The sequence below is a fragment of the Mycobacterium pseudoshottsii JCM 15466 genome, assembly GCF_003584745.1.
Taxonomy (GTDB): domain Bacteria; phylum Actinomycetota; class Actinomycetes; order Mycobacteriales; family Mycobacteriaceae; genus Mycobacterium; species Mycobacterium marinum.
In genome coordinates this window covers 3,343,873-3,370,341 of record NZ_AP018410.1, presented here as the reverse complement: position 1 = coordinate 3,370,341, position 26,469 = coordinate 3,343,873, and the positions used below count along the sequence as shown (strand labels likewise).

24 protein-coding genes and 2 pseudogenes are annotated in these 26,469 nt (G+C 65.1%); 25 read left to right on the top strand and 1 reads right to left on the bottom strand.

Features of this window, described 5'->3' with window-relative positions; genetic code table 11:
- The first annotated feature begins 48 nt into the window (after window positions 1-48).
- The 3 genes from MPSD_RS15375 to MPSD_RS15365 are packed head-to-tail and all read left to right on the top strand — an operon-like array spanning window position 49 to window position 4,072.
- Window positions 49-1,554, top strand: a complete 1,506-nt coding sequence (locus MPSD_RS15375) for a carboxylesterase/lipase family protein (protein WP_015355713.1) — start codon at window positions 49-51, stop codon at window positions 1,552-1,554.
- Window positions 1,555-1,559: 5 nt separating this feature from the next.
- Window positions 1,560-3,560: a DUF7064 domain-containing protein gene (locus MPSD_RS15370; RefSeq protein WP_086085269.1), complete on the top strand. Its 2,001-nt coding sequence runs from the start codon at window positions 1,560-1,562 to the stop codon at window positions 3,558-3,560.
- On the top strand, window positions 3,557-4,072 hold the full coding sequence (locus MPSD_RS15365) for a gluconokinase (protein WP_020725481.1): 516 nt from the start codon (window positions 3,557-3,559) through the stop codon (window positions 4,070-4,072). The genes MPSD_RS15370 and MPSD_RS15365 overlap by 4 nt, the downstream gene beginning before the upstream one ends.
- On the opposite strand, the gene MPSD_RS15360 is transcribed toward MPSD_RS15365, so the two are convergent.
- Window positions 4,069-4,884, bottom strand: coding sequence for a DoxX family protein (locus MPSD_RS15360; RefSeq protein ID WP_036427287.1), 816 nt, complete (start codon window positions 4,882-4,884; stop codon window positions 4,069-4,071). The two genes, MPSD_RS15365 and MPSD_RS15360, sit on opposite strands and share 4 nt — an antisense overlap.
- A gap of 95 nt (window positions 4,885-4,979) precedes the next feature.
- Here MPSD_RS15360 and MPSD_RS15355 point away from each other — a divergent pair, with 95 nt between their 5' ends.
- The 22 genes and pseudogenes from MPSD_RS15355 to MPSD_RS15245 all read left to right on the top strand — a co-directional run bounded on the left by MPSD_RS15355 (window position 4,980) and on the right by MPSD_RS15245 (window position 26,455).
- Complete coding sequence (locus MPSD_RS15355; protein WP_020787243.1) at window positions 4,980-5,540, top strand: isochorismatase family protein; 561 nt, start codon at window positions 4,980-4,982, stop codon at window positions 5,538-5,540.
- On the top strand, window positions 5,540-6,337 hold the full coding sequence (locus MPSD_RS15350; RefSeq protein ID WP_020787244.1) for a nuclear transport factor 2 family protein: 798 nt from the start codon (window positions 5,540-5,542) through the stop codon (window positions 6,335-6,337). The genes MPSD_RS15355 and MPSD_RS15350 overlap by 1 nt, the downstream gene beginning before the upstream one ends.
- Window positions 6,338-6,418: 81 nt before the next feature.
- Window positions 6,419-7,735 carry an ABC transporter substrate-binding protein gene (locus tag MPSD_RS15345; RefSeq protein WP_086085265.1) on the top strand — a complete coding sequence of 439 codons (1,317 nt, stop codon included), beginning with the start codon at window positions 6,419-6,421 and terminating at the stop codon, window positions 7,733-7,735.
- Window positions 7,732-8,685 (top strand): carbohydrate ABC transporter permease, encoded by a 954-nt coding sequence (locus tag MPSD_RS15340; RefSeq protein ID WP_015355720.1) that lies wholly within the window; start codon window positions 7,732-7,734, stop codon window positions 8,683-8,685. The genes MPSD_RS15345 and MPSD_RS15340 overlap by 4 nt, the downstream gene beginning before the upstream one ends.
- Window positions 8,672-9,514 carry a carbohydrate ABC transporter permease gene (locus MPSD_RS15335; RefSeq protein ID WP_086085264.1) on the top strand — a complete coding sequence of 281 codons (843 nt, stop codon included), beginning with the start codon at window positions 8,672-8,674 and terminating at the stop codon, window positions 9,512-9,514. The genes MPSD_RS15340 and MPSD_RS15335 overlap by 14 nt, the downstream gene beginning before the upstream one ends.
- A 5-nt stretch (window positions 9,515-9,519) precedes the next feature.
- On the top strand, window positions 9,520-10,590 hold the full coding sequence (locus tag MPSD_RS15330; RefSeq protein ID WP_036426534.1) for an ABC transporter ATP-binding protein: 1,071 nt from the start codon (window positions 9,520-9,522) through the stop codon (window positions 10,588-10,590).
- A gap of 93 nt (window positions 10,591-10,683) precedes the next feature.
- Window positions 10,684-11,658 carry a patatin-like phospholipase family protein gene (locus tag MPSD_RS15325; RefSeq protein WP_086085263.1) on the top strand — a complete coding sequence of 325 codons (975 nt, stop codon included), beginning with the start codon at window positions 10,684-10,686 and terminating at the stop codon, window positions 11,656-11,658.
- Window positions 11,659-11,862: 204 nt separating this feature from the next.
- Complete coding sequence (locus MPSD_RS15320) at window positions 11,863-13,722, top strand: PE family protein (RefSeq protein ID WP_265339665.1); 1,860 nt, start codon at window positions 11,863-11,865, stop codon at window positions 13,720-13,722.
- Between the two features lie 206 nt (window positions 13,723-13,928).
- Window positions 13,929-14,765, top strand: a complete 837-nt coding sequence (locus tag MPSD_RS15315; protein ID WP_020787250.1) for a DUF3097 domain-containing protein — start codon at window positions 13,929-13,931, stop codon at window positions 14,763-14,765.
- A gap of 655 nt (window positions 14,766-15,420) precedes the next feature.
- Window positions 15,421-16,631 (top strand): annotated as a pseudogene (locus MPSD_RS15310) (PPE family protein).
- A 459-nt stretch (window positions 16,632-17,090) separates the two neighbouring features.
- A pseudogene (locus MPSD_RS15305) lies at window positions 17,091-18,304 on the top strand (PPE family protein).
- A 438-nt stretch (window positions 18,305-18,742) separates the two neighbouring features.
- Complete coding sequence (locus MPSD_RS15300; RefSeq protein ID WP_086085261.1) at window positions 18,743-19,048, top strand: PE family protein; 306 nt, start codon at window positions 18,743-18,745, stop codon at window positions 19,046-19,048.
- Between the two features lie 10 nt (window positions 19,049-19,058).
- The gene (locus MPSD_RS15295; protein WP_020787255.1) at window positions 19,059-20,345 is read left to right on the top strand and encodes a PPE family protein; all 1,287 of its coding nucleotides are present in this window, start codon (window positions 19,059-19,061) and stop codon (window positions 20,343-20,345) included.
- A gap of 36 nt (window positions 20,346-20,381) precedes the next feature.
- A complete protein-coding gene (locus MPSD_RS15290; RefSeq protein WP_086085260.1) occupies window positions 20,382-20,672 on the top strand; it encodes a WXG100 family type VII secretion target in 291 nt (96 codons plus the stop codon).
- 35 nt (window positions 20,673-20,707) lie between these two features.
- Window positions 20,708-20,998 carry a WXG100 family type VII secretion target gene (locus MPSD_RS15285; RefSeq protein WP_015355730.1) on the top strand — a complete coding sequence of 97 codons (291 nt, stop codon included), beginning with the start codon at window positions 20,708-20,710 and terminating at the stop codon, window positions 20,996-20,998.
- A gap of 405 nt (window positions 20,999-21,403) precedes the next feature.
- Window positions 21,404-21,928 carry an OsmC family protein gene (locus tag MPSD_RS15275; RefSeq protein WP_020787257.1) on the top strand — a complete coding sequence of 175 codons (525 nt, stop codon included), beginning with the start codon at window positions 21,404-21,406 and terminating at the stop codon, window positions 21,926-21,928.
- 171 nt (window positions 21,929-22,099) lie between these two features.
- A complete protein-coding gene (locus tag MPSD_RS15270; RefSeq protein WP_020787258.1) occupies window positions 22,100-23,167 on the top strand; it encodes an acyl-CoA dehydrogenase family protein in 1,068 nt (355 codons plus the stop codon).
- Between the two features lie 19 nt (window positions 23,168-23,186).
- Window positions 23,187-23,801 (top strand): RNA polymerase sigma factor, encoded by a 615-nt coding sequence (locus MPSD_RS15265; protein WP_086085259.1) that lies wholly within the window; start codon window positions 23,187-23,189, stop codon window positions 23,799-23,801.
- Window positions 23,798-24,064: an anti-sigma factor gene (locus tag MPSD_RS15260; RefSeq protein WP_015355734.1), complete on the top strand. Its 267-nt coding sequence runs from the start codon at window positions 23,798-23,800 to the stop codon at window positions 24,062-24,064. Before MPSD_RS15265 ends, MPSD_RS15260 begins: the two co-directional genes overlap by 4 nt.
- Before the next feature lie 168 nt (window positions 24,065-24,232).
- A complete protein-coding gene (locus MPSD_RS15255; protein ID WP_020787259.1) occupies window positions 24,233-25,117 on the top strand; it encodes a universal stress protein in 885 nt (294 codons plus the stop codon).
- Between the two features lie 89 nt (window positions 25,118-25,206).
- The gene (gene fdxA / locus MPSD_RS15250; protein ID WP_086085268.1) at window positions 25,207-25,551 is read left to right on the top strand and encodes a ferredoxin; all 345 of its coding nucleotides are present in this window, start codon (window positions 25,207-25,209) and stop codon (window positions 25,549-25,551) included.
- Between the two features lie 16 nt (window positions 25,552-25,567).
- Window positions 25,568-26,455, top strand: a complete 888-nt coding sequence (locus MPSD_RS15245) for a universal stress protein (RefSeq protein WP_015355735.1) — start codon at window positions 25,568-25,570, stop codon at window positions 26,453-26,455.
- Window positions 26,456-26,469 lie beyond the last annotated feature (14 nt).

Below are 26,469 nucleotides of genomic sequence, written 5' to 3'. Positions count from 1 at the left end.
CAAGTGGTACGCACGCCGTGTGCGTTTCGGGTCCGCTAACGTCGGGTTATGCATGAGCGCACCGTCCGCGCCCGCACGGCCACCGGCGTCGTTGAAGGCTTCACTCGCGACGGCGTGCACCGCTGGCGGTCCATCCCCTACGCGCGGGCTCCGATCGGCCCGCTCCGGTTCCGCGCGCCGCGGCCCCCGCAGCCCTGGTCGGGTGTCCGCCACTGTCATGGGTTCACTCACTGCTCGCCTCAGCAGCGCCGCTACACCATGCTCGGCCTGGGCAAATACCAGCCGATGAGCGAAGACTGCCTGACCCTCAACGTCGTCGCACCCGAAGCCCCCACGCATCGACCGCTGCCGGTCATGGTCTTCATCCACGGTGGGGGCTACATCCTGGGCAGCTCGGCGACTCCGATATATGACGGCGCGGCACTGGCGAGGCGAGGCTGCGTCTATGTTTCGGTCAACTATCGGCTGGGCGCGCTCGGGTGTCTGGATCTGTCTTCGCTGTCGACACCGGACATCGCCATCGACGGCAACCTGTACCTGCGCGACCTGGTGATGGCATTGCAGTGGATCCAGGACAACATCGCGGAGTTCGGTGGTGATCCGGACAACGTCACCATCTTCGGGGAAAGCGCGGGCGCGCATATCACCGCCACGCTGCTGGCGGTTCCGGCGGCCAAAGGTCTTTTCGCCCGCGCGATCTCGGAGAGTCCGGCCGCCGGTATGGTGCGTCCGCGGGAAATCGCGGCCGAATTCGCGACACGCTTTGCCCGACTGCTCGGTGCGCGCAAGCACGACGCCGCCAGCGCGCTGATGCGGGCAACCGCGGCTCAACTGGTGCAAACCCAGCACCGGCTGATCGATCAGGGCATGCAGAAACGCTTGGGCGCCTTCCCAATCGGCCCAACCTTCGGTGATGACTGCCTGCCGCTGGACCCCGTCGAGGCCATGCGCGCCGGGCAATCACACAAAGTGCCGCTCATCGTCGGCACCAACGCCGACGAGGGCCGCCTGTTCACCCGGTTCCTCAAAATGCTGCCGACCAACAAGGCGATGATCGACGAGTTGCTCGCCGACACCGAACCGGCTACCCGTGAACGCATCACCGCGGCCTACCCGAACTATCCGGAGTCCGCTGCCTGCATACAGCTGGGCGGTGATTTCGCATTCAACGCCGCGGCCTGGCAGATCGCCGAAGCCCAAGGAGCGCACGCTCCCACGTACCTCTATCGCTATGACTACGCGCCACGGACATTGCGCTGGTCCGGGTTCGGGGCCACGCATGCGACCGAGTTGTTCGCCGTCTTCGACATCTATCGAACCAGGTTCGGCGCGCTTCTGACCGCCGCCGCCGACCGCAGACACGCGTTGCGGGTCAGCGACGAGGTGATCCGGCGCTGGCGCTCGTTCAGCCAGACCGGTACGCCCGGCGAGGACTGGCCGGCTTACACGCACACCCGCCGTGCTGTCATGGTGATCGACCGCAAGAGTCGCGTCGAGATCGATCCGCACCAGCACCGCAGGCTGGCGTGGGACGGCTTCTCGCTGGCGCGGTGAACGTCATGAACGACGAGGGCGACCAGAACGCGGGCATCATCGAAGAACCCGGCGACCTCACCGCGTCGTGGCTGACCGAAAAGATCGGCGCCGGGGACGTCACCGAATTCACCGTCGAGCGGATCGGCACCGGCCAGATGAGCGAGTGCTACCGCGTCCAGCTCACCTACGCGATGCCCGGCGGTCCGTCGTCGGTGGTGCTCAAGGTCGCGGCCACCGATCCGATGAGCCGCCAGACCGGCCAGGCGCTGGGGCTCTACGAACGCGAAGTTCGCTTCTACGCCGAAGTGGTGCCGCGTCTGGGTGGGCCGATAGCGCCGTGCTATCACGCCGCCGTCGACGCCCAAACGGGCGCATTCGACCTGTTGCTCGGTGATGCGGGGCCAGCGCTGGTCGGCGACGATATTGCCGGTGCCACGGTCGCACAGGCACAGCTCGCGGTCAGTCAGCTGGGGCGGCTGCACGGTCCGCTGCTCGGTGACGCGGCACTGGCCGAAGCGCCATGGCTCAACCGTGATTCGCCGCTGAACCAAGCCATGGTCAGCGGGCTGTACGCGGGGTTCCTCGACCGCTACGGCGAGCAGATCGACCCACGCAGTCGCATGGTGTGTGAACGGTTGGTGGCGGCGTTCGACGGCTACCTGGCTCAGGAGTCCTCCCGAGGCGCAATCCAGGGCTTGGTGCACGGTGACTACCGTTTGGACAACCTGCTTTTCGGTGCCGCCGGTGCCGAGCGGCCGTTGACAGTGGTGGACTGGCAGACCGTATCTTGGGGCCCGGCTCTGACAGATCTGGCCTACTTCCTGGGCTGTGCCCTGCAACCGAATGAGCGGCGCGCGCACTACGACGACCTGCTGCGGACCTATCACGATGCGTTGGGCCCGGAAGCGCCGATCACGCTCGAGCAAGTCGCCGACGAGGTACGGCGGCAGAGCTTTTTCGGCGTGATGATGGCGATCGTGTCATCGATGCTGGTGGAACGGACCGACCGGGGCGATCGGCTGTTAATGACGATGCTGCACCGCCACTGCGAACACGTTCTGGACACCGACGCCCTGGCCACGCTGCCGGATGCGGCACCGCCGGAACCGTTGTGCCCGGGTGAGCAAGACGAAATGGCGCACGAGCCCACCGATGAGCCGCTCTGGAGTGAAAGCTGGTACGCCGATTTCGTCGATGCCGCACAGGGTTTGGGCGGCTGGTTTCGTCTCGGCCGAATAGCGAACCAGCAGAAGGCGTGGGTACACGCGTTGCTGTGCGGGCCCGACATGGCGACCGTGGCGGTTGCCGACATCGAGGTCGCGCTACCCGATGACCCGTGGGCGGTGCGAACCGGTGATATTGAGCTGCGCCACCATGCCACGGCACCGCTGCAGACCTATGCGGTGGAGTTGCGGGCGCGAAGCCAGGCATACGAGGACCCGTCAGCGTTGCTGCGCGGGGAGCCCGGGGATCCGGTCGAGGTAACGATGAACCTGGTCTGGACAACCAACGGAGTCCCCTACCAATACCGGCTGACGTCGCGTTACGAGATCCCTTGCACGGTAGCGGGTACCGTGACCGTCGACGGGACGCACTATCGCGTCGATGCGGTCCCCGGACAGCGTGACCATTCCTGGGGTGTGCGCGACTGGTGGAGCATGGACTGGATGTGGAGTGCGCTGCATCTCGACGACGGAACCCACCTGCACGGGGTGAACATCCAGCTGCCGGGCACTCCCGCCTTCAGCGTTGGCTACGTTCAGGATTCCGGCGGGAACCTCACCGAGCTGCAGGCCGTGAACTTTCGGGAAGCGTTCGGCGGCAACGGCTTACCGCAGAACACGACGTTGAGTCTGAAACCGGGTGATATCACGGCGAAAGTCGACGTACGTGCCCACGCGCCGGTACGCCTGAGTGCCTCCGACGGGCGCGTGAGCCATTTCCCGCGCGCGTGGGTCGCTGTGGCCACCACGGATGGTCGCAGCGGCGTCGGATGGATGGAATGGAACCGCAACCAGGTGTGAGCGTCCACCGGTCGCCGAAACCGTCACCGATCGTGGTGATGGGTGTTTGCGGGGCAGGCAAGTCGACGGTAGGGGCGGCGCTGGCACAGCGTTTGGGGGTGCCGTTCACGGAGGCTGACACGCTGCATTCGCAGGCCAACGTCACGAAGATGGCCGCCGGCAAGCCCCTTGACGACGATGATCGCCGCCCCTGGTTGCGGCGGGTCGGGCGGTGGTTGGCCGACCATCCCGGCGGGGGCGTGATCAGCTGTTCGGCGCTGGCGCGCCGGTACCGCGACGCGTTGCGGGAGAACTGTCCGCAGGTTGAGTTTCTCCATCTGAGCGGCTCCGCAGAACTGATCGGCCGCCGTTTGGCCGCCAGGTCGGATCACTTCATGCCGGCCACCCTGCTGCGCTCCCAACTGGACACATTGGAGCCGCTCGGTGACGACGAGCGAGGTGTAACCGTGGACATCGACGGTGTGGGCGGCGATGTCGATTCGATCGTCGAGGCGTTCCTGGCTAGTGGCTAGTGCCGACGGCCCCTAACCGGGGCCTCGACCCGCGCACGCGCGGTGTCGGCGAGCTGGGTGCCTTGGTGGCGTGCGGTCTCGGCAAGTTCAGCCCCGCGAACGCGGGCGCTGTGGGCTAGGCGCTCGCCCCGCCTGCGTGCCGCCTCGGCCAGCGGGGCACCTTTCTCCGCTGCGGTGCTTGCCAGCTCCCTGCCGCGTTCCAGCGCGGCTTCCGCATAGGGGGCGCTCTTCTCCGCTGCGGTGCTGGCCAGCTCGCGGCCGCGCTCGGCTCCCGCCTGTATGCCATGCACGATCTTGTCGCCCAACTCGGACTCCAGCCGCATGTCGTCGGATCCCGGCAGAGCCGAAGACACCGCGCCGGACAACTTCTCGGCGGCCCGCCGGCCCCGCCAGGCCAATGACGGCTTGCCCGCGGTGTCGGCGGACGCGATGATCAGTCCGCCGAGCAGGCTTACGTCAGTGAGGAATTCCCGTCGCTTCTGGGCTTTGCGGTCCGGGTCTGGCTCGTTCCAAAACAAGTGGGCGCCAAGGTTTCCCGGTACCACCGTCAAGGCCAGCGCAGCGGAGGCCAGGCGCGGCAACCGGCCCGTGGCCAGGAGCAGGCCACCGCCGATCTGAACGGCGGCGTTGATCTGGGCGACGGTTTCGGGATCCGCCGGGACGCGGCTGCCCATCGGTTCCGGCAGGGTGCGCAAACCCGCCACCGCGGGTGCGGCGGCCTGCGCCGCCGGCTTGGGGTTCAGCAGCGACTCGACGCCCTGGCCGATGAACGCCGCCGACAGCATGGGTCGTGCGATTCTGCGGATCAACATGATTCTCGTATTACCCGCTGTGCCGGCGAACAAACCCACGGCCGGTTTGTCCCGCCGCACGGTGACCACGTCCCGCTGGCGATATGGTGGACGCTGTGCGAGCGTTGATCATCGTCGATCTGCAGAACGATTTCTGCGCCGGCGGCGCGCTGCCAGTGCAAAACGCTGACCTCGTGGCACGCGCGATCAACGACTATCTGGCTGGTAGCCCCGGATATGACCGCGTGGTGGCCACCCAGGACTTTCACATCGATCCTGGTGCTCACTTCTCGGATTGCCCGGATTACTCGTCGTCATGGCCGCCGCACTGTCGTGCCGGCAGTACCGGCGCCCAGTTCTGTCCGGATCTGGACGTCGCCCCGATTGAGGCGGTGTTCCGAAAGGGCGCCTACTGCGCTGCCTACAGCGGATTCGAGGGTGTGGATCACCACGGCACGACGCCGGAGGACTGGCTGCGACAGCGAAGTATCGATGCGGTCGACGTGGTTGGTGTTGCCACCGACCACTGCGTGCGTCAGACCGCCGAAGGCGCGGCTCGGGCCGGCTTCGCTACCCGGGTGCTGCTGGACCTGACCGCGGGCATTTCGGCCGAGACAACCGAGGTGGCGCTGGCCGGGATGCGCACCGCCGGGGTCGCGTTGGTCGGGAGCCGGTAATGGCCCTACCCAAGCGCGACGATCTCCTGGCCGCCGTCGAGCGGTCGCCACGGGCCGCCGCGGCCCACGATCGCGCCGGCTGGGTGAGTCTGTTCACCAGCGACGGCCGCGTCGAAGACCCAGTGGGGTCGATGCCACACGTGGGGCATGAACAGATCGGCCGGTTCTTCGACACGTTCATCGGTCCACGAGACATCAAGTTCCACCGGGACCTCGACATCGTCTGCGGCACGGTGGTACTGCGCGATTTCGAACTCGAGGTGGCAATGGCTGCGGGCGTCACGATGTTCGTCCCCGCCTTTCTTCGCTACGACCTGCGAAAGGCCAGCGACGAATGGAAGATCGCCGTGCTGCGGGCGTATTGGGACCTGCCGGCGATGATGCTGCAGTTCCTGCGCGGGGGAGCGCAGGTAGCCAAGCCCGCACTCATGCTCTCCCGGGGTTTACTGGGCAATCAGGGGTTGCGCGGGACCGCGGGTTTCATGACCGGATTCCGGCGGTCGGGTGCGCGTCACCAAGCGCTGGTGTCGACCTTCCTCGACGCCGTCGTTCGTGGCGACAGCCAGGCCGCAACGCGGACCCTCTCGGACACGGCCACAATAACTTTGGGCGACGACGATGTGCTGGAGCTGGCTGAACTCATCGAGCAGCTTCGTCGGGCCACCTGGTCGAAGATGATCGGATCCGGGTCCACCGTCACGGTGTCAGTTGTCACTGATCACGGGCGGGGCATCATGTTCGCCGAGTTGCCCTGGCGAGGCAATGAAATCCACCGAGTCCGCTACTTCCCGAGCTGATCGCGGCCAATCCGGCGCAACGCGGGTACTAAGGACCTAGATACCGTCGGCGTTGGAGCCGGGGCCACCATCGGGAGCGAAATGTTCGACAAGCCGCTGCGGCGCCGGGAGCTGCTGCGGGGTGCTGGACTACTCACCGCGGCGGCCCTGGCACCGGTGGCGGCCGGTTGCGCTTCCGACGATGACGCCCTGACGTTCTTTTTCGCGGCGAATCCTGAGGAAGCGGACGCCCGGATCCGGGTTGTCGAGGCGTTCGGGCGCAGTCATCCCGACATCAAGGTGCGGACGTTGTTGTCAGGTCCGGGGGCCTTGCAGCAGATATCGACGTTTTGTGCCGGCGGCAAGTGTCCAGATGTATTGATGGCGTGGGAATTGAGTTACGCCGAACTGGCCGATCGAGGCGTGTTCCTGGATCTGAACACCATGCTGGCGCGGGACCAGAAGTTCGCCGACGAGCTGGCCGCGGACAGCATCGGGGCACTGTATGACACCTTCGCCTACAACGGGGGCCAGTACGCGTTTCCCGAGCAGTGGTCGGGAAACTTCCTGTTCTACAACAGAGGGCTCTTCGCGGACGGCGGTGTGCCACCTCCGCCGACCAGCTGGGACCAGCCCTGGAGCTTCGCCGAGTTTCTGGACACGGCCCGCGCGCTCACCAAGCGCGACGGCGCGGGCCGGGTCACACAGTGGGGATTTGTCGACACGTTTGTGCCGCCGCTTTCGGCCGGGCTGTTCGCGTTGAACAACGGCGTACCGCGGTCGACTCCGCGGATGAATCCGACCCACCTCAATTTTGACGACGACGCCTTCATCCAGGCCGTGCAGTTCTACGCGGACCTGTCCGCCAAGCACCAGGTGGCCCCCACCGCATCGGAGCTGCAGTCGATAGCCACCACCGACCTCTTCTCGTTGGGCAAGGCGGCGATGGCACTGGGCGGCCATTGGCGATACCAGACCTTCGACCGCGCCGACGGGTTGGAGTTCGACGTCACCGCGTTGCCGTTGGGTCCCAACGGGCGCGCTGCGTGCTCCAACATCGGCGCCACCGGTCTGGCGATTGCGGCCAGCAGTGCACGCAAAGAACAAGCCTGGGAGTTCGTCAAGTTCGCCACCGGTCCGGCCGGGCAGGCGTTGATCGGCGAGACCGATCTGTTCGTCCCTGTGCTGGGGTCCGCGCTCAACTCGGCCGGGTTCGCCAAAGCCCACCGCAGGGTTGACAATCTGGCTGTGCTCACCGCGGGGCCGGGCCACTCACAGGGGCTACCGATCACACCGGCGTGGCCGAAGGTCCACGCCTTGATGGATCGCAACTTCGGCCCGGTTCTGCGCGGATCTCGGCCCGCGACATCGTTGATCGGCATGTCGCGGGCCCTTGACGAAGTGCTGCGCAGCCCATGACGTCCATCGACACGCGCAGCACGCCAGAACCTGGCGCCGAAACGGGCCGGTCGCGCCGCTGGCAACGCCGCTCGTGGGCCGGCCGCATGTTCGTGGCTCCAAATCTCGCCGCCGTTGCGGTGTTCCTGTTGTTCCCGCTGGGATTCTCGCTCTACATGAGCTTTCAGAACTGGGATCTGTTCCGCGCCCCCACCTTTGTCGGTTTGCAGAACTTTGCCAAGCTGTTCACGTCTGACCCGTTGTTTCTGATCGCCCTGCGGAACTCGGTGGTCTACACCGCTGGAACCGTCGTGCCGACCGTTCTGATCAGCCTCGTGGTGGCTGCTGTGCTGAACCGAAAAGTGCCCGGAATCGGTGTCTTTCGGACAATCGTCTTCCTGCCGTTGGCCATCTCGTCCGTGGTGATGGCGGTCGTGTGGCAGTTCGTCTTCGATACCAACAACGGGCTACTCAACATCATCCTCGGCTGGATCGGAGTCGGTCCCGTCCCGTGGTTGATCGAGCCCAGATGGGCCATGGTCTCGCTGTGTCTGGTCAGCGTGTGGCGAAGTGTCCCGTTCGCCACCGTCGTCTTGCTGGCCGCGATGCAGGGCGTCCCCGAGACCGTTTACGAGGCCGCCAAAATCGATGGCGCGGGCGAGATCAGGCAGTTTGTGTCCATCACGGTCCCGCTGATTCGTGGCGCAATGTCGTTCGTCGTTGTCATCTCGATCATTCACGCCTTCCAGGCGTTCGACCTCGTCTACGTCCTCACCGGTCCCAACGGCGGACCGGAAACGGGAACCTATGTGCTGGGCATCATGCTCTTTCAGCACGCCTTTTCGTTCCTGGAGTTCGGATATGCGTCCGCGCTGGCCTGGGTGATCTTTGCCATCTTGCTGGTGTTGACCGTGCTGCAGCTCCGGATCACCCGGCGACGGTCGTGGGAGGCGTCCAGTGGGCTCAGCTGACCGGGTGGTGCAGCGCAACATTGTGCGTGCTGTCGCCCTCTATGCGGCGCTGATCGCGATCGCCTGGTGTGCTCTGTTTCCGATTCTGTGGGCCCTGTCCGGCTCACTGAGGAAGGGCGGTGAGGTCAGCGAACCGAGATTGTTGCCGTCGGACCCACAGTGGTCCAACTACGCTGAGGTATTCACCTTGATGCCCTTCTGGCGAATGTTCTTCAACACCGTGCTCTATGCCGGTTGCGTCACCGCCGGGCAGATCTTCTTCTGCTCACTGGCCGGATATGCGTTTGCGCGACTCGAGTTTCGAGGCCGCGACACACTTTTCGTCCTCTACCTGGGCACTTTGATGGTGCCGCTCACCGTGACGGTGATTCCGCAGTTCATCCTGATGCGAACGGTGGGCTTGGTGGACACGCCCTGGGCGATGATCGTGCCGGGACTGTTTGGTAGCGCGTTCGGGACCTATCTGATGCGCCAGTTCTTCCGGACGCTGCCCAGCGACTTGGAGGAGGCCGCGACTCTCGATGGTTGCTCGCCGTGGCAGATCTACTGGCGAATCCTGCTGCCGCACGCGCGGCCAGCGGTGATGGTGCTCGGTGTGCTCACCTGGGTCAATGTGTGGAACGACTTCCTATGGCCCCTGTTGATGGTCCAGCGCGACAGCATCGCCACGTTAACCCTCGGTCTGGTGCGGATGCAGGGAGAGTACGTGGCTCGGTGGCCGGTACTGATGGCAACATCGATGCTGATTCTGTTGCCACTGGTGGCCGTCTACGCCGTCGCGCAGCGCGCCTTCATCCGTGGTATCGCCGTGACTGGACTGGGCGGGTGACCCGGATGGCTTCGGTGAGTTTCGAGGGGGCAACACGTCGATACCCGGGTGCGGACCGTCCGGCCGTCGACAGCCTTGATCTCGTGGTCGACGACGGCGAATTCGTGGTGCTGGTCGGTCCGTCCGGCTGCGGCAAGACGACGTCGCTGCGGATGCTGGCCGGATTGGAAAAGGTAGATGCAGGGCGGATCCGGATCGCTGAACGCGACGTCACCAATGTCGATCCGAAGAGTCGCGACGTGGCGATGGTGTTCCAGAACTATGCCCTGTACCCGCACATGACCGTGGCACAAAACATGGGATTTGCACTGAAGGTCGCCAAGACCCCCAAGGCTGAGATCCGCGACCGGGTCCTTCAGGCAGCCAAACTGCTCGATCTCGAGGCTTATCTCGATCGCAAGCCCAAAGACCTCTCGGGCGGCCAGCGCCAGCGAGTAACGATGGGGCGCGCTATCGTGCGCCGCCCCCAGGTGTTCCTGATGGACGAGCCGCTATCGAATCTTGATGCCAAGCTGCGGGTGCAAACCCGCAACCAGATCGCCGGACTGCAACGGCAGTTGGGTACCACCACCGTCTACGTGACCCACGATCAGGTAGAGGCCATGACCATGGGCGATCGTGTTGCGGTGCTGTGCGACGGCGTACTACAACAATGCGCGGCCCCGCGTGAACTCTACCGCCGGCCCGACAATGTGTTTGTCGCCGGATTCATCGGATCGCCGGCCATGAACATGTTCATCCTGCCGATCGTCGATTCCTCAGTGTTGCTGGGGGATTGGTTGATTCAGCTACCCAGGGAGGTGACCGTGCCGGCACCCGAGGTCGTTGTCGGAGTCCGGCCCGAGCACTTCGAAGTGGGCAACCTCGGAGTCGAAATGGAAATTGACGTGGTCGAAGAGCTCGGCGCCGACGCCTACCTTTACGGTCGGATCAGCAACGGCGGCACGATGATCGACCAATCCGTTGTGGCTAGAGCGGATGGCAGCAACCCGCCCGAGCGGGGTAGTCGGGTGCGGCTGTATCCACAACCGGCGCAATTGCACTTCTTCACCGTCGACGGCCGCCGTATCGCTTGAGCCGCAGCGTTCCGATCGGGTTCATGCCCCGGCGCCGGAACCCTCCGTCGTCCGGCGCGCCGCCTACCGGCAAATCGACTCGATCGTGCTACCCTGGCGCCAGTGAGCGCAGCGCGTGTCGATCTGGTGTGCGAAGGAGGCGGGGTCCGCGGCATCGGGTTGGTCGGTGCGGTGGATGCCTTGGCCGAGGCTGGTTACGAGTTTCCGCGTGTCGCGGGCAGCAGTGCGGGTGCCATTGTCGCTGCGATGGTCGCCGCTTTGCAGACCGCCGGTGAACCGCTGTCGCGGCTCGCGGAGATCATGCGCACCCTCGATTACCGGAAGTTCCTTGACCGTAACCTGATCGGGCATATCCCGTTGATCGGTGGCGGGCTCTCGCTGCTGGTGTCCGACGGGGTCTATCGAGGCGCGTACCTCGAACAGCTGCTCGCCGGCTTACTCGCCGATCTTGGCGTGCACACTTTTGGCGATCTGCGCACCGGCGAGCAGCCCGAGCAGTTCGCCTGGTCGCTGGTGGTCACCGCCAGTGATCTGTCCCGGCGCCGGCTGGTCCGCATCCCGTGGGATCTGGACTCCTATGGCCTTGACCCGGACGAATTTTCGGTGGCGCGGGCGGTGCACGCCTCCTCGGCCATCCCCTTCGTCTTCGAACCCGTTCGGGTGCGCGGAGCTACCTGGGTTGACGGTGGTTTGCTGTCCAATTTTCCGGTGGCACTGTTCGATCGTGCCGACGGCGAACCGCGGTGGCCGACCTTCGGAATCCGGCTGTCGGCGCGCCCGGGAATTCCTCTCACCCGTCCGGTGCACGGTCCAGTGTCACTGGGAATCGCCGCGATTGAGACGCTGGTGAGCAATCAGGACAACGCCTACATTGACGATCCATGTACCGTGCAACGCACCATCTTCGTACCGGCTGACGGCGTGAGCCCGATCGACTTCGACATCACGTCCGAACAACGGGATGCGCTCTACCGGCGCGGATTACAGGCGGGCCGCAAGTTTTTGCAGAGTTGGAATTACGCCGACTACCTGACTGAGTGCGGGAGTCCTGCCGCGCCCTCGCCCTAGCGTCTTGCCCCGGCGCGCTTGGCCAAGAGGGCTCAGCGGATATCGGCGGAGTGATTTTGGTCAATGCCGCCCAACTTGCCTCGGACGAACGTACCATTTGCACCAATTCCGAGTGTGTCGTGGATCACTTTGTCGCGACCGGCGGCGAAGAGTCACTGGGAGGTGTCGATCTTGCAGGTCACCGTGGTGCCCGCGGTAGTTGAGATGGCGGCCAACGATCTGGCAACTATTGGTTCGACGATCAGCCAGGCCAATGCGGCCGCGTTGGCTCCGATAACGGGGCTACTGCCGGCGGGCACCGACGAAGTTTCGGCGGGCATTGCGGCGTTGTTCGAAGCGCACGGGAACGCATATCAGACGCTCGGCGCTCAGACGCTGGCATTGCACGAGCAGTTCGTCAAGCTGATGGGTGGTGGGGCCGCGCAATATGCCGCCGCTGAGGCGGCCAACGCGTCACCGTTGCAGACGGTCGAGCAAGCTGTGCTCGACCTGATCAATTCCCCCGCGGTGGCGCTGACCGGGCGTCCACTGATTGGCAATGGCGCCGACGGGGCGGCGGGGACCGGCGAAAACGGCGGCGATGGCGGCTGGCTCATCGGCAACGGGGGCAACGGCGGGTCCGGAGGGGTCGGCCAGAATGGCGTTAGCGGCGGTTCGGCCGGGCTGTGGGGCCGCGGTGGCAACGGCGGCCTGGGCGGCACCGGTGCCGACGGCGCGAGCGGTCAAGCCGGCAGCGCGGGCGGTGCCGGCGGCAACGGCGGCGCCGGTGGATGGATCTATGGCCACGGTGGAGACGGTGGCATCGGCGGTGCCGGGGGCAACGCCACGGCATCGGGATCGGTCGCTGCGGGCCTGGGCGGCGGCGCCGGCGGTGCCGGGGGTTCGGGCGGTCACGCCGGGCTCTTGTTCGGTAACGGCGGTAGCGGGGGCCTCGGCGGCGTGGGTGGACAAGCGACCGGCGCCACAACAAGCTCGGATTTGGGCGGTGTCGGAGGCGCTGGCGGCAATGGCGGCTCCGGTGCCCACGGTGGCTGGCTGATCGGTAACGCCGGAAATGGCGGGGACAGTGGCAGCGGTGGCGGCAGCGACGAAACCCAAACCGGTGTCATGAACGGTGCCACCGGTGGCAGTGCCGGACTCGCCAGTGGGGGCGGCGACGCGGGGGTCATCGGCAACGGCGGAGCCGGCGGTAGCGGCGGAAAGGGAGCCGCCGGGTCCACGCTAGGGGGTGCAAGCATCTTCGGCGGTAGCGGCGGCAATGGCGGCTTCGCGGGGGATGGCGGTGCGGGTGGTTTGGTATTGGGCAATGGTGGCGCTGGTGGTAATGGAGGTCAGGGCGGCGACGCCGGCGCCAACGGTTTCGCGGGCTTCGGCGGCCTTGGCGGCGAGGGCGGCTGGGTTGGCAACATAACGCTCGGACCGATCGGCGTCGATGGCGTGGGGTTGATCGGTCACGGCGGCGACGGTGGCAACGCCGGCGACGTAGGGGCCGGTAGCCTCAGCGTTCAGTTTGGCGAAACAGGCGGTTCCGGTGGTCAAGGCGGGCTGCTCTATGGCAACGGTGGCAATGCCGGCAGCGGCGGAACCAGCGGCTTCGAAGGCGTGGCGGGCCAGGGCGGAGCCGCGATGCTGATCGGTAACGGCGGGGCTGGTGGGAACGGGGCCACCGGTGGGACCGGCTTCGGCAACGTCCTTCAGGAATCCGGGGGTGCCGGCAGCGACGGCGGCATCGGCGGTAGCGGCGGCCTGCTGTTCGGCAACGGTGGCGCCGGCGGCAACGCCGGGGACGGCGGCGTCGGTGGAACCGGCTTCGACGGTGGTGACGGTGGTGTCGGCGGCCAGGGCGGGTCAAGCGGACTGTTATTCGGCAACGGCGGTGACGGTGGCGACGGCGGGGCCGGCGGAACCGGCGGCAGTGCGGGCACCGGCGGTGCCGGCGGCAACGGTGGCAATGCCGCGCTCCTGATCGGTACGGGCGGCAACGGCGGAGCCGGTGTCCCGCCGGCGTCCGGCGGCTCCGGTGGCAGGGGAGGACTGATCGGCTCGGCCGGGCAGAACGGGTAGGGGTAGGCGACTGCGGGTGCGCTGCCTCAAACCGGTTGTGCCCGGACCAGCGGCCACCGGCGCGGATCCCGTTTTTCCAGGAGCTAGCTTGCGCGCCCGTCATCAGCTGTCCGACATCGTGCAAAATGTTTCCAGCGCAGTGATTTTCGAGGTCTAACCGGCGCGCCGCAGCGACGATCGCCCGTCCGGTTTCCTACTATTGCCGCGTGGTGGATCGCTATGGAACCGATGTGCTGGCCGCGGGAGCGCGCCGCAAACCCCGATCCGTTGAGCACCCGGTGGAGCTCGGCATGGTGGTCGAGGACGCACAGTCGGGCTACGTGGGGGCGGTGGTCCGCGTCGAATACGGCCGCATCGATCTCGAAGACCGGCACGGCAAGACCCGCGGATTTCCACTCGGCCCGGGCTATCTGATTGACGGTCGCCCGGTGATTCTCACCGCGCCGAAGCGGCCCGCTCCGTCCGGTCCGGGCCGGACGCGATCGGGCTCCGTCGCGGTCGTGGGGACGCGTGCCCGAGTTGCCCGCGCGAGCCGGATCTATGTCGAGGGCCGCCACGATTCCGAACTGATATCCCAGGTTTGGGGCGAAGACTTGCGCATCGAAGGCGTCGTCGTCGAGTATCTCGGCGGCGTTGACGACCTGGTCCAAATCGTTGCCGACTTCAGACCCGGTCCGGACTGTCGGCTGGGTGTTCTGGTGGACCACCTGGTGGCCGGCTCGAAAGAGGCACGGATAGCCGAGGCGGTACGCCAGGGACCGGGTGGTTGCGACACCCTGGTCGTTGGTCATCCCTATGTCGATATCTGGCAAGCCGTGAAGCCGCAGCGGCTCGGTCTGAAGCAGTGGCCGAATGTGCCGCGACACATCGAGTGGAAGCACGGCATCTGTGAGGCGCTCGGCTGGCCGCATGCCGATCAGGCGGACATCGCCCGCGCCTGGCAGCGCATCCGCTCCAAGGTGCGGGACTGGAACGATCTGGAACCGGCGTTGATCGGTCGGGTGGAAGAACTCATCGACTTCGTGACCGCGCCTGGCGTGTGACCACCGCCCACCGCGGCGCCATTGTCCGTCACGCCGAGGACGGACCGGGTGCGTGCCGCGGAGCTGGTGGCACGAGCTGGCCATCCTCTGGCAGCTCGCGCATTGATGGCACGCCGCGGGAAAAATGATCGCCGTGATTTCATTTCGCGCTCCGGTGCGAGGGCAGGCTGCGCATTCGTGCTCGAGCCGTTGGGTCTGGCCCAGCATCCGGCCGGTGACGGTCCGTCACGCACGATGGCAAAACCGCAGCGCGACGCCGGCGATCTCGCACGCTGGCTCCCGCTAGATCCGCCCGCAGCGGATTCCACCGGCATTGTGTTCTGCGCCACAGTCTTTAGGGAAGCGATTAGCAAACCTAAGCAGCTATCGACGGCGAGATCGGGCTGGGGGGTGCGTTGCTGCTCGTGGGCGCAGGCATGCGCAGCCGCCAACATCCAACACACCCCTGCGCTGTCGGGCGTGGTGATGCTCGTGTCTATGGTGTAGATCACTGCGGAGTGGCGTCACGTATGGCTGCGCGCCATGCGCCAGATGCCTGTGGCCGCATATTTGTCCGCCGTGCCGGAAGGAGTGAGTGCATGACCGGCTTGCTTTTAGTCGAGTCTTTCCACGTGAGGCGGGTGCGTGATGTGGCGCCCGGCGCGGGTGTGCGCGCATGACGGCGGCTATTTGGATGGCTGCACCGCCTGAGGTGCATGCGGCTTCGTTGAGTACGGGGCCGGGACCGGGGCTGTTGCAGAACGCTGCGGCCGCGTGGGCGTCGTTGAGTGCTGAGTACGCGTCGGTGGCCGAGGAGCTCGCTGGTGTTCTTGGCGGGGTGCAGGCTCAGGCGTGGCAGGGGCCGAGCGCGGCCAGCTATGTGGCGGCTCATCTGCCTTATGCGGCGTGGCTGACCAAGGCCAGTGCCGACTATGCGGTGATGGCTGCTGAGCATGAGGCGGCGGCTGCGGAATATGTTGCGGCACTGGCGGCGATGCCTACCTTGGCGGAGCTGGCCATCAACCATGCCGCTCACGCGGTGTTGCTTGGGACGAACTTCTTCGGGATCAACACCATTCCGATTGCGCTTAATGAGGCCGACTATGCGCGGATGTGGGTCCAGGCGGCCACGGTGATGAGTGTTTATGAGGCGGGCTCGACTGCGGCGCTGGCTGCCGCGCCGCGCGGCGTGCCGGCCCCGGTGGTGCTCAAAGCCGGTGCGGCGGAGGGTGTTTCTGCGGCCGCTCTGCCCGCCGCGGCGGCGGAATTGCCGATCATCATTGTGATTTTGATCCAGATCATTCTGGTATTGCTCGAGATCCTGTATGCGATCGTCGCCTACACGATCATCTTGAGCATCATCTTGCCGATTATCGTCGTCGTAGGGGCGTTTGTCCTGTCGGTCGTGGCGGTTATCTTGGGCACTCCGATTCTGTTGGTCTCGTCGCCATTCCTGTTGACTGGTTCTCCTTGATCGGGTTGACGGCTGGGGTGCCGGTGTAGTTGGCGACGGCACTGCCGATTGGCATTCCCGCGTACCTGGCCGACCAGTCGCGCAGGGACGAGTTGAACGACACCGACCAGGAGCACGTGGTGTTCGTGGGCGCGCGCGCGGGGATGGCGCCATTGCTGACTGCGTCAACCGCACCGGCGCCGGCAGCGGGACTGGCCTCGGCTGGATCGGCGGTGCCGGCGAGCAACTCGGTCTCAACGGTGGCTTCTGAGCGGGGTGCCGACATGTCGAGCTTTGCCGGCACCTCCACCAAAGGGTCCGTTGGGCAGCCAGCGGGCCTGACCGCGTTTGGCGGCAGCGAGTTTGAGGGCGGATCGCGGGAGCCGATGCTGCCGGCGACGTGGGGGTCGGCGTTGGTGGGCGTGGCCAACTGACACGTTGTGTCGGGTGATGTGTCTCCCTGATTCTGGGGACGGTCAACGCACCCGCGAGGGCAATACCGCGGCGTCAACAACGTGTCTGGGCAATATCTAGCATCCCGCTGCCGGCTGCTCGGGGGGCGTCCGCTGCCAGCCTGCCCGATACCATTCACGACGGCCCGTGCGCTGGCCGTAATGGGCCGCCGATTATTGCCGAACGTCACCTAGTCGCACTTGGTCGTCCAGGCCGCGCTGATCCGGCTCACAATTTGTGGCGCGCGCCACAAGTGCCCAAAACCGTTGGAGAACATCTCATTTGTCCTCGGCTCACAATGCGCCTCACTGACATTTCGGGCATATGACGTTCATGTCGATCGTGTAAATCGCTGCCCAATGGCGTCACGTGTGGCTGCGCGCCAAGCACTAAAGGCGTGTGACCGCATATTTGTTCGCTGTGCCTGAAGGAGTGAGTGCATGACGGCGGCTTTTTGGATGGCTGTACCGCCTAAGGTGCATTCGGCTTTGTTGAGTGCGGGCCGGGACCGGGGCTGTTGCAGAACGCTGCGGCCGCGTGGGCGTCGTTGAGTGTTGAGTATGCGTCGGTGGCCGAGGACCTTGCTGGTGTTCTTGGCGGGGTGCAGGCTCAGGCGTGGCAGGGGCCGAGCGCGGCCAGCTATGTGGCGGCTCATCTGCCTTATGCGGCGTGGCTGACCAAGGCCAGTGCCGACTATGCGGTGATGGCTGCTGAGCAAGAGGTGGTTGCTGCGGAATATGTTGCGGCACTGGCGGCGATGCCTACCTTGGCGGAGCTGGCCATCAACCATGCCGCTCACGCGGTGTTGCTTGGGACGAACTTCTTCGGGATCAACACCATTCCGATTGCGCTTAATGAGGCCGACTATGCGCGGATGTGGGTCCAGGCGGCCACGGTGATGAGTGTCTATCAGGCGGGCTCGACTGCGGCGCTGGCTGCCGCGCCGCGCGGCGTGCCGGCCCCGGTGGTGCTCAAAGCCGGTGCGGCGGAGGGTGTTTCTGCGGCCGCTCTGCCCGCCGCGCCGGCCGACGGCCCGTCCATCCTGTGGATCCTGGTTCAGATCATTCTGATATTGCTCGAGATCCTGTATGCCATCGTCGCCTACACGATCATCTTGGCCTTTGTCCTGCCTTTTCTGATCCTTGTGGAGGCGTTTGTCTTCACGATTCTGGGGCTCATGTTCTCGATCTTCGTGGGGTTCCTGGGGCTGCTATTCGGGCCCCCGCTTCTTACGATCGCCGCGCCATTGCTCCTCAACGGCGCTGTGATCGGGTTGTCGACGGGGGTGCCGGTCTCATTGGCGACGGCATTGCCGATTGGCATTCCCGCGTACCTGGCGGACCAGTCGCGCAGGGGTGAGTTGGGCGATGCCGGCCAGGACCAGGTGGTGTTCGTGGGCGCGCGCGGGGGGATGGCGCCGTCGTTGGCGGAGTCAACCGCGCCGGCGCCGGCGGCGGGACTGGCCTCGGCTGGATCGGCGGTGCCGGCAAGCAACCCGGCTTCGGCGGTGGCTTCTGAGCGGGGTGCCGACATGTCGAATTTTGCCGGCACCTCCGCCAAAGGGTCTACTGTGCGCCCGGCGGGGTTGATGATGTTGGGCGGCAGCGAGTTTGAGGGCGGCTTGCGGGAGCCGATGCTGCCGGCGACCTGGTAACCAGGCGTAACGCGACTCTCACGTGGGCGTGGCCTGTGGGGTACGCAACACGCCGAAGTCCTGAAAAGTCAAAACAATGTCTTGGAATGTCAAGAGACGGTCGCCGTGTTGCGGCACCGTAGGTGGCGTGGGCATCCGCCGTCACGGCGCTGTCCTGACGATGACCGGTCGTGGTGTCGCTGTGGCGGCACCACGGGCACGGCTGAACTGGCTACGACGGGCTGATGCCTCGCTACGGGCCGAGGAATGCGAGGAGTGGATGGTGCAGGCGAGGCCGCCGGGCGGCGCATTGTTGCTCTCGGCGGAGTCACGACGGCGGAATGTATGGAATGCACTGTGCTGTAGGTCTATTGAAGTTCAGTTTCTTGGGCTCGCATTCCGTGCGAGACGCGGTGGAAAGCAATCGAATTTCGTTGATGAGTCAGAAGGGGGAAGGTAGTGGTATTGCGGGTAGTTCCTGAAGGTCTGGTCGCGATCAGCGCGGCCGTGGAGGCGTTGACCGCTCGGCTGGCAGCTGCCAATGCTGCATTGGCGCCGCTGATTACTGCGGTGGTACCGCCGGCGGCTGATCCGGTGTCGCTGGAGGCGGCGATCGGGTTCAGCGCGCACGGTGTCGAGCATGTCGCCGTCACTACGGAAGGCATTGAGGAACTAGGCCGTTCCGGTGTTGGTGTGGGTGAATCGGGTCTGAGCTATGCCAGTGGTGACGCCGCTGCAGCGTTGACCTATGGGTTGTTCATGTGAGCTACTCGAGATGACGTCGCCCATTTGGATGGCTGCTCCGCCTGAAGTGCATTCAGCGTTGCTGAGCAGCGGCCCCGGGCTCGGACCGCTGCAGGCGGCCGCGGCCGCCTGGGCGGGCCTCGGCGAGAAGTTCGCGCTGGCGGCGGTTGACATCAGCTTTGTGCTTGGTGAAGTCAGCTGGCAATGGGAAGGCGCAGGCGCGGAAAGCTATGTAGCCGAAAACATTCGGTATAAGGCATGGCTGGCCGAGGCGGCCCTGGTGTGTGCCGAAGCTGCCGCAGCTCTTGAGGCCGCCGCAGCGGCATACAGCGGCGCGTTGGCCGAGATGCCAACGTTGACGGAGTTGGCCGAAAACCACACCGTGCACGAGGTGTTGGTCGCAATGAACTTCTTTGGCGTCAACGTGGCTCCCATCGCTCTAAACGAAGCCGACTATGTGCGGATGTGGATTCAGGCCGCTAGCGTGATGGGCGTGTATCAGGCCTGCTCGACCGCTGCGTTGGCGGCAGTGCCGCCAGCGGCTCCGGCGCCGGTGCTGGTGAATCCCGGTATCGACGCGCCAGCCGTCGCGGTCAGCCACTTGGACATGCTTGCTGACAACGACGACTCGGGACACGCCGGATTCGGAAGCTTCATCGACACGGCATCCGTGCTCTCGGACGCCTCCTACTCAACCGCTTTCGGATCCATGTTCGATCAATCGAGCATCGGTGTGGATTGCGTTACCGTTGATGCCCATCACATCGGTGCTGCGTACTACGTCCACTATTGGCAGTACCAGTTTCTGCCGCAGTTCGGTGCTCTGCTCAACGAAAACCCCTCCCTAGCGGTCGGTCTCCTGTCCATGGTTCAGGCCGCCGCGGCCGGTGCTGTGGCGCCGGCCACCATCTCGCTGGCGGTGGGAGCCGGGGCTTCGTTGTCGGCCAGTTTGCCGCTGGCAATCACCCAGCATCTCGGAGACGTGCCGATTTCCGTTGGGGATCAAGGGTCTTACCGTGATGTGCTGCGCGGGCCGGATGAGGTGTCGGGGGTGGGCCAGGCTGCGCGGCCTTCATCGGTACACGACACTTCCGGCGTAGAGCCGATGCCGCTCGAGACCGGCAGCCAGCACGCGGGCACGTCGGGCTTTGCCGGAACTACTGTCAGCAAGGCGGTGGTGCAACCGGCCGGGCTGGCGCTCTTCGGCGGTGATGAATACGGGCGCGGTGCAGCCAGTCCGCTGTTGCCCAGTCTCTGGCAAACAAACTGTTTCGCCCCGGTGGGCGAGAACAGGATGGTGGAGCTGGCGTTGTCATAGGTAGTACGCCGAAACATATCGATAGAAAGGACATTTATGAGTCTGTTGGATGCCCACATCGGCCAGTTGGTGGCCTCGCAGTCGGCGTTTGCCAGCAAAGTCGGGCTGATGCGTCACACCATCGGTCAGGCGGAGCAATCGGCGCTGTCGGCGCAGGCCTTCCACATCGGCGAGTCCGCGACGGCCTTTCAGGCCGCGCATGCCCGCTTTGTGGAGGCCGCCGGAAAAGTCAACACCCTGCTGGACGTGGCGCAGGCAAACCTCGGGGATGCCGCGGGCACGTATGTGGCTACCGATGCCGCCGCATCGAGCTATCCCGGCTTCTGAGTTTCCCAACACGTTGCCTCGAGGAAAGGATCCATATGTCACAGATCATGTACAACTACCCGGCGATGCCGGCTCATGCCGGCGACATGTCGGGCTATGCCGGCTCGCTGCACGGCCTGGGTGCTGATATCGCCGCCGAGCAGGCCGCGCTGTCCAATGCCTGGCAGGGCGATACCGGTGTGACCTACCAGGGTTGGCAGACCCAGTGGAATCAGGCCATGGAGGACTTGGTGCGCGCCTATCAGTCGATGGCAAGCACCCATGAATCCAATACCCTGGCCATGAGCGCTCGTGACCAAGCCGAAGCGGCTAAATGGGGCGCCTAGTGCGCTCGTCGGTAAAGTTCGCCGGCCTAGGCCGGCACGTACGTCGGAATATGCTCTAGCAGTTAGTGATTGCCGGACGGTCGGCAGCATCGATCACCAGCGCGGTGGTTTCGCGGCCAGCGCGCTGTGGATGGTGCTGTCGGGACCGGCTCAGCTTGGCCTTTGGGTTACTTGCGTTGTGAGACGCCCTCCCAAAACTGTTGGTGAACAGAGCTTCTCTCGCCTTGACGGCGCTGTCTCGGTGCAATGCCCGACATCGAACAGGACAACGTCTGGAATGTTTCAGGGATGTGATCGGCGGTTCGGATACGTAGATCACAGTGCATTTTCGTCACGTTTCGCTTCTCGCCAAGCACTAAACGGCTGCAACCCAGAAATATTCGCCTTGCGAGAAGGAGAATCCGAATGACCGACGTGCTTGCGATCGACGCCGAGGGGCTCGACCGGCTGTCCTGTGGCGCCAAGGCGGACCCCAGCGCGGGTAAGAAGACGCTCAAGGCCAAGACAGTGTGTGAAGCCGGCTTTCGCAACATGACCTACGTGCGGGACCTGGCGCCGGTGCTCGTCGGCGAACCGCCGTCGCTGCTCGGCTATGACTCGGCACCAAACCCCTCCGAGACCACGCTGGCCGCCTTGGGGTCATGTATCTCGGTGGGCCGGCTGGCCAACGCGACCCACCGTGGCGTCGCCTTGACCAAAATCGAGGTCGAGATGGAAGCCGACATCGACATCTCCGCCGTGTGGGGCGTAGGTGACACCCCGGCCGACAAGCTCCTTGGTTTCACTGCGGTACGGTGCAAAGTCAGCCTCGCCGGCGATGCCGACGAAGCGACGCTCAACGAGATCCACGACAACGCGATCGCGTGGTCGCCCGTGGTGAATACCTTCCGCCGGCCGGCAACTGTCTACTCGACACTGAAGATCGGCTAGGCGGTTCGTCATGAGCCATAACGCGAGCAGGTCGTGCCCGGCCGCGGAACTATTCCACCCCGGCTCCGTACGGGTCGAGCATCGTCGCGGGCCCCTCGGTGATCGGGTGATCTTTCGCGGCAGGTTTTTTCTCGGCTACCCCTGCAACAGCACTGAACAGGAGGTCCCGCTGTGACCGCAACCGTGGATGCCGCGACTGATTTGCTGCATTCGGAGCTGCTAGCTGAAATTCGCGCTCATGCCAGTGCGTTGGACCGCGGGGACGGAACCGCACGTCGGAGCTTTCCGGGCCTTGGCGCTGTCGGAGTGCTCGGGCTGGGCGCACCGGGTAACTCCGACGGGTGCCTGCCCCAGATGGCGGAGGCGATCTCCGTCATCTCGGGGGAGTGTATGAGCACCGGATTTAGTGTCTGGGCCAGTCGCATGGCTGTTGAGTACCTGCTCACCGCCGCAACGGAATACAGCCTCGCCGTCGTCGGCCCCCTGCTAGCCGGCGCTGCACTGGGGATTAGCGGCATGGCAGCAGCATTCAAAGAGGCGGCCGGTTGTGGCGACCTGGAGCTGACCGCCAGACCGGTCACGGGCGGCTACCAGCTCAGTGGGTCGATCCGGTGGGCCAGCAACCTCTACCAGGACTCTGTGTTGGTGACGGCGGCACGCACCGAGCGAGGCGAGAAGCTGATCGTGGCTCTGCCGTTGGCCACCCCAGGCGTTGCCGTCGGGGATCACTTCGAGCTGTTGGCGATGGGCAGCACGGCGTCGTCGCAGCTGGAACTTCAGGATGTGTACGTCGCGTCGGAACAAGTTCTGTCCACCGACTGCGGGGGATTCCTCGACGCGGTCCGCCCGACATTCTTGGTGCTGCAGTCGGCCATGTGCATCGGCCTGGCCAGAACCGCATTGGCGCAGAGCAGGATCGCTCTGGCCGGGGTGAACTCGGTCTATGCTCCCGATCTCGACCTCATCGCGGAACGGCTTGCCCTGGCCGAGTCCACGTTGTCCGGTGCGGCCGCGTCGGTCGGCACACAGCGGCCTGCGGGCCGGCGCGAGTTGCTCTCGCTGCGACTCAGTTCCGCGAAGATCGCCTGTGCTAGTGCTGACCTGGAGATACGAGTGGCCGGAGGCAAAGGCTATGCGAGTAGGACGCCGACGAACCGCCGCTACCGTGAGGCTGCCTTCCTTCCGGTGCAGTCGCCATCTGAGGCCCAGCTGCGCTGGGAACTGGATAGATGCCGTTGAGTGACCGTGTGGGTCAACGATGACCCCGACCGCGGTACCCCCCGAGCCCACATCCGGGCACATGGTCGGCGGCATCCCGCTGGCCAGCTTGGTTCGGGACTACCACAGGCAGATGGTGAATTTCGCTCGCACCATGGTGAGTTCGCCGACGATAGCCGAAGAAGCGGTACAGGAAGCGTGGGTGCAGGTCATCCAGTCTTCGGACTCCTTCGAGGGGCGATCGTCGGTGGCAACCTGGCTATTCGGCATCGTTAAGAACACCGCATCGCGGTACCGGCGCCGCGACTCACGGATCCGTGCGCACGAGGTGCTGGCCACCGAAGAAATCGATCCGCTCTCTGGGCGCATGCATCCCGCCGGCCATCCGGATGCCGGGCACTGGAGCGTGCCGCCGTCGAGGCGGTTCATCCCAGAAGATCAAACTGTGGCGGAGGAAACCGTCGGTTTCGTAAGGGCGGCGCTGGATGCGCTGCCACCACGCCAGCGACGACTGGTCATCCTGCGCGATCTGTTAGGGATATCTGCCGAGGAGGCAGCCCATACTCTTGAGCTGTCCGCCGAAGCGCAACGCGCTTTGCTTTACCGGGGGCGAGGAAACCTTCGCGCCGAACTGGAGAAGCGCTACCAACGATGACCGTCTACGACAACACAGTTCCTGCGATTGACTGCGTCGAGTTCGTCCACCTCGTTGATGACCTGGTTGATGCGGATCCGCAGCAGTGGGGAGCGATCGTGGAAAAACACCTGCAGGACTGTCCTCCGTGTCTGGTCTACCTGCAACAAATGCTCGATCTGAAGATCCTGCTCAACGTCGCCTTCGACGGGGAGAAGCTCAGCAACGAGCAGATCGCGGGGGTCATCAACGCGATCAACGCGTTTCGCGCCAGCGAGCAGTGAGGTGTTCGCGGGTCAGCCTGGGCGGCGATGTGGGGTCCATGGACTCTGCTGCTCAACGCGGTCTGTCGTATACGGTCAGGTCGGGACTCAAACCAGGGCGATCTGGTGCCGGGATCCCGGTTGGCCTATCGCTCGCCAGGTACCTGGGCCCGACGCGAGGAGTATGGAATGTCGAGTGGTGCAAAGAAAGATGGAATCTTGGTCGCTGTTGACGGCTCCGCGCAGTCGGATGCCGCGGTAGCCTGGGCCGCCCGCGAGGCGGGTCTTCATCGCACACCCATCACCTTGATGCACGGGGTGGCCCCCGTGGTCGTCGGTTGGCCTGTTGGCCAGCTGTATGCGGAAATGCCTGATTGGCAGCGGGACGAAGCCAACAGCGTGATGGAGCGGGCCCGTAAGGTCCTCTCGGAGGCGCTGGGTGATTCGGAGTCGCCAGACGTGCGCACAGAGGTCGTCTATTCCAATGTGGTGGCCGCGCTTATCGAAGCCTCAACGCAGGCCTCGATGGTGGTAGTGGGCAGCCAGGGGATGGGCGCACTGGGCCGCATGCTGTTGGGCTCGGTCTGCTCGGCGCTGCTTCACCATGCCCATTGTCCGGTCGCGGTGGTTCACTCCGATAGCGGCGCGGCTCCGGACCCAGGCGCGGCCGTGGTCGTGGGTATCGATGGATCACCGGCCGCGGAAGCCGCCACCGCTATGGCGTTCGAAGAGGCGTCCCGCCGGGGCGTGGACTTGGTAGCCCTGCATGCATGGAGCGACGTTGGCGTGTTTCCCATCCTCGGTATGGATTGGCGCGAGCGTGAGAGTCAAGGAGAGGAGATCCTGGCTGAGCGCCTGGCGGGCTGGCAGGAGCAGTACCCCGATGTGCACGTCAAGCGTTCGTTGGTCTGCGACAAGCCCGCGCATTGGCTGCTCGAGGAAGCTCAGCACGCACAGTTGGTGATCGTGGGAAATCGGGGCCGCGGAGGGTTCCCCGGCATGCTCCTGGGTTCGGTCAGCTCGACGGTGGCCCACTCGGCGAAAGTTCCGGTGATCGTCGTTCGTCCCGCCTAGTGGCAGCCGCCCGACAAAGGTCTTTGGTCCCTGCTCGTCAGGCCTTTCGATAGACGCGGGTATCGCCAGGCGTTTAGTAACTTGTGGCCATGACCTATGTGATCGACCGAGAATGCGTGGACGTCGCCGAAAAGTCGTGTACTCAGGAATGCCCTGTTGATTGCATCTATGAGGGCGCTCGCACGATGTACATCAACCCCGATGAGTGCGTTGATTGTGGTGCCTGCAAGACGACCTGCCGGGTGGGCGCGATCTACTGGGAAGAGGACCTTCCGGACGAGCAGCGACAACACCTCGCCGACAATGCGGCTTTTTTCCGCGAGATCCTGCCGGGCCGCGACGCACCGCTCGGCTCGCCGGGCGGTGCGGATACAGTGGGGCGCATCGGTGTCGACACACCTTTGATCGCTGCCATGCCGCCAAGCGGCTTGTAATCGGAGGAGCACGGACATGTCCACACTCGGAAAGCGTCTCGGCGTTGTCGTTGGAGTCGACGGTTCACCGGCATCGAATGCCGCCGTTTGCTGGGCAGCCCGGGACGCGGCGATGCGGAATCTGCTACTGACCGTGGTCCACGTGGTCAACACCGATGTGGCGACGTGGCCGCCGATGCCTTATCCCGATACCTGGGCCGTGTGGCAGGAAGACGAGGGGCGCAAGGTCATTGCCGGTGCGGTCAAGATCGCCGAGGAGTCGGTGGCGGGGGACCGCGAGCTCACCATCAAAAGTGAGATCGTCTTCTCCTTGCCGGTACCGACCATGGTCGAGATGTCCGCCGAGGCAGAACTGATGGTCGTGGGCAGCTCTGGGCACGGAGCGCTGGCCCGGGTGCTACTGGGTTCGGTCAGCTCGAGCCTGGTGCGACGTGCCAGCTGTCCAGTGGCGGTCATTCGCGACGAAGATCCGATGATCCCGGATCCGCTGCATGCGCCGGTCCTGGTGGGGATCGACGGCTCCCCGGCTTCGGAGCTGGCTACCGCGGTCGCGTTCGATGAGGCATCACGCCGCGGCGTCGAGCTGATCGCGGTGCACGCGTGGAGTGACCAGGATGTGGTCGAACTACCGGGCCTGAACTGGTCGACGATGGAAGCCGAAGCCCGGCTGAGCCTCGCTGAGCGGCTGGCAGGCTGGGAGGAACGCTATCCCGATGTGACCGTCCGGCGGGTGGTCGTATGCGACAAACCCGCTCATCAGCTGGTCGAAATGTCGCAAACCGTTCAACTGGTGGTTGTCGGCAGTCACGGCCGTGGCGGCATCACCGGTGTGCTGCTCGGCTCGGTGAGCAACGCGGTCGTGCATGCCGTGCGGATGCCGGTGATAGTGGCGCGGTCATCGTGATTCGGTTTCGCTAC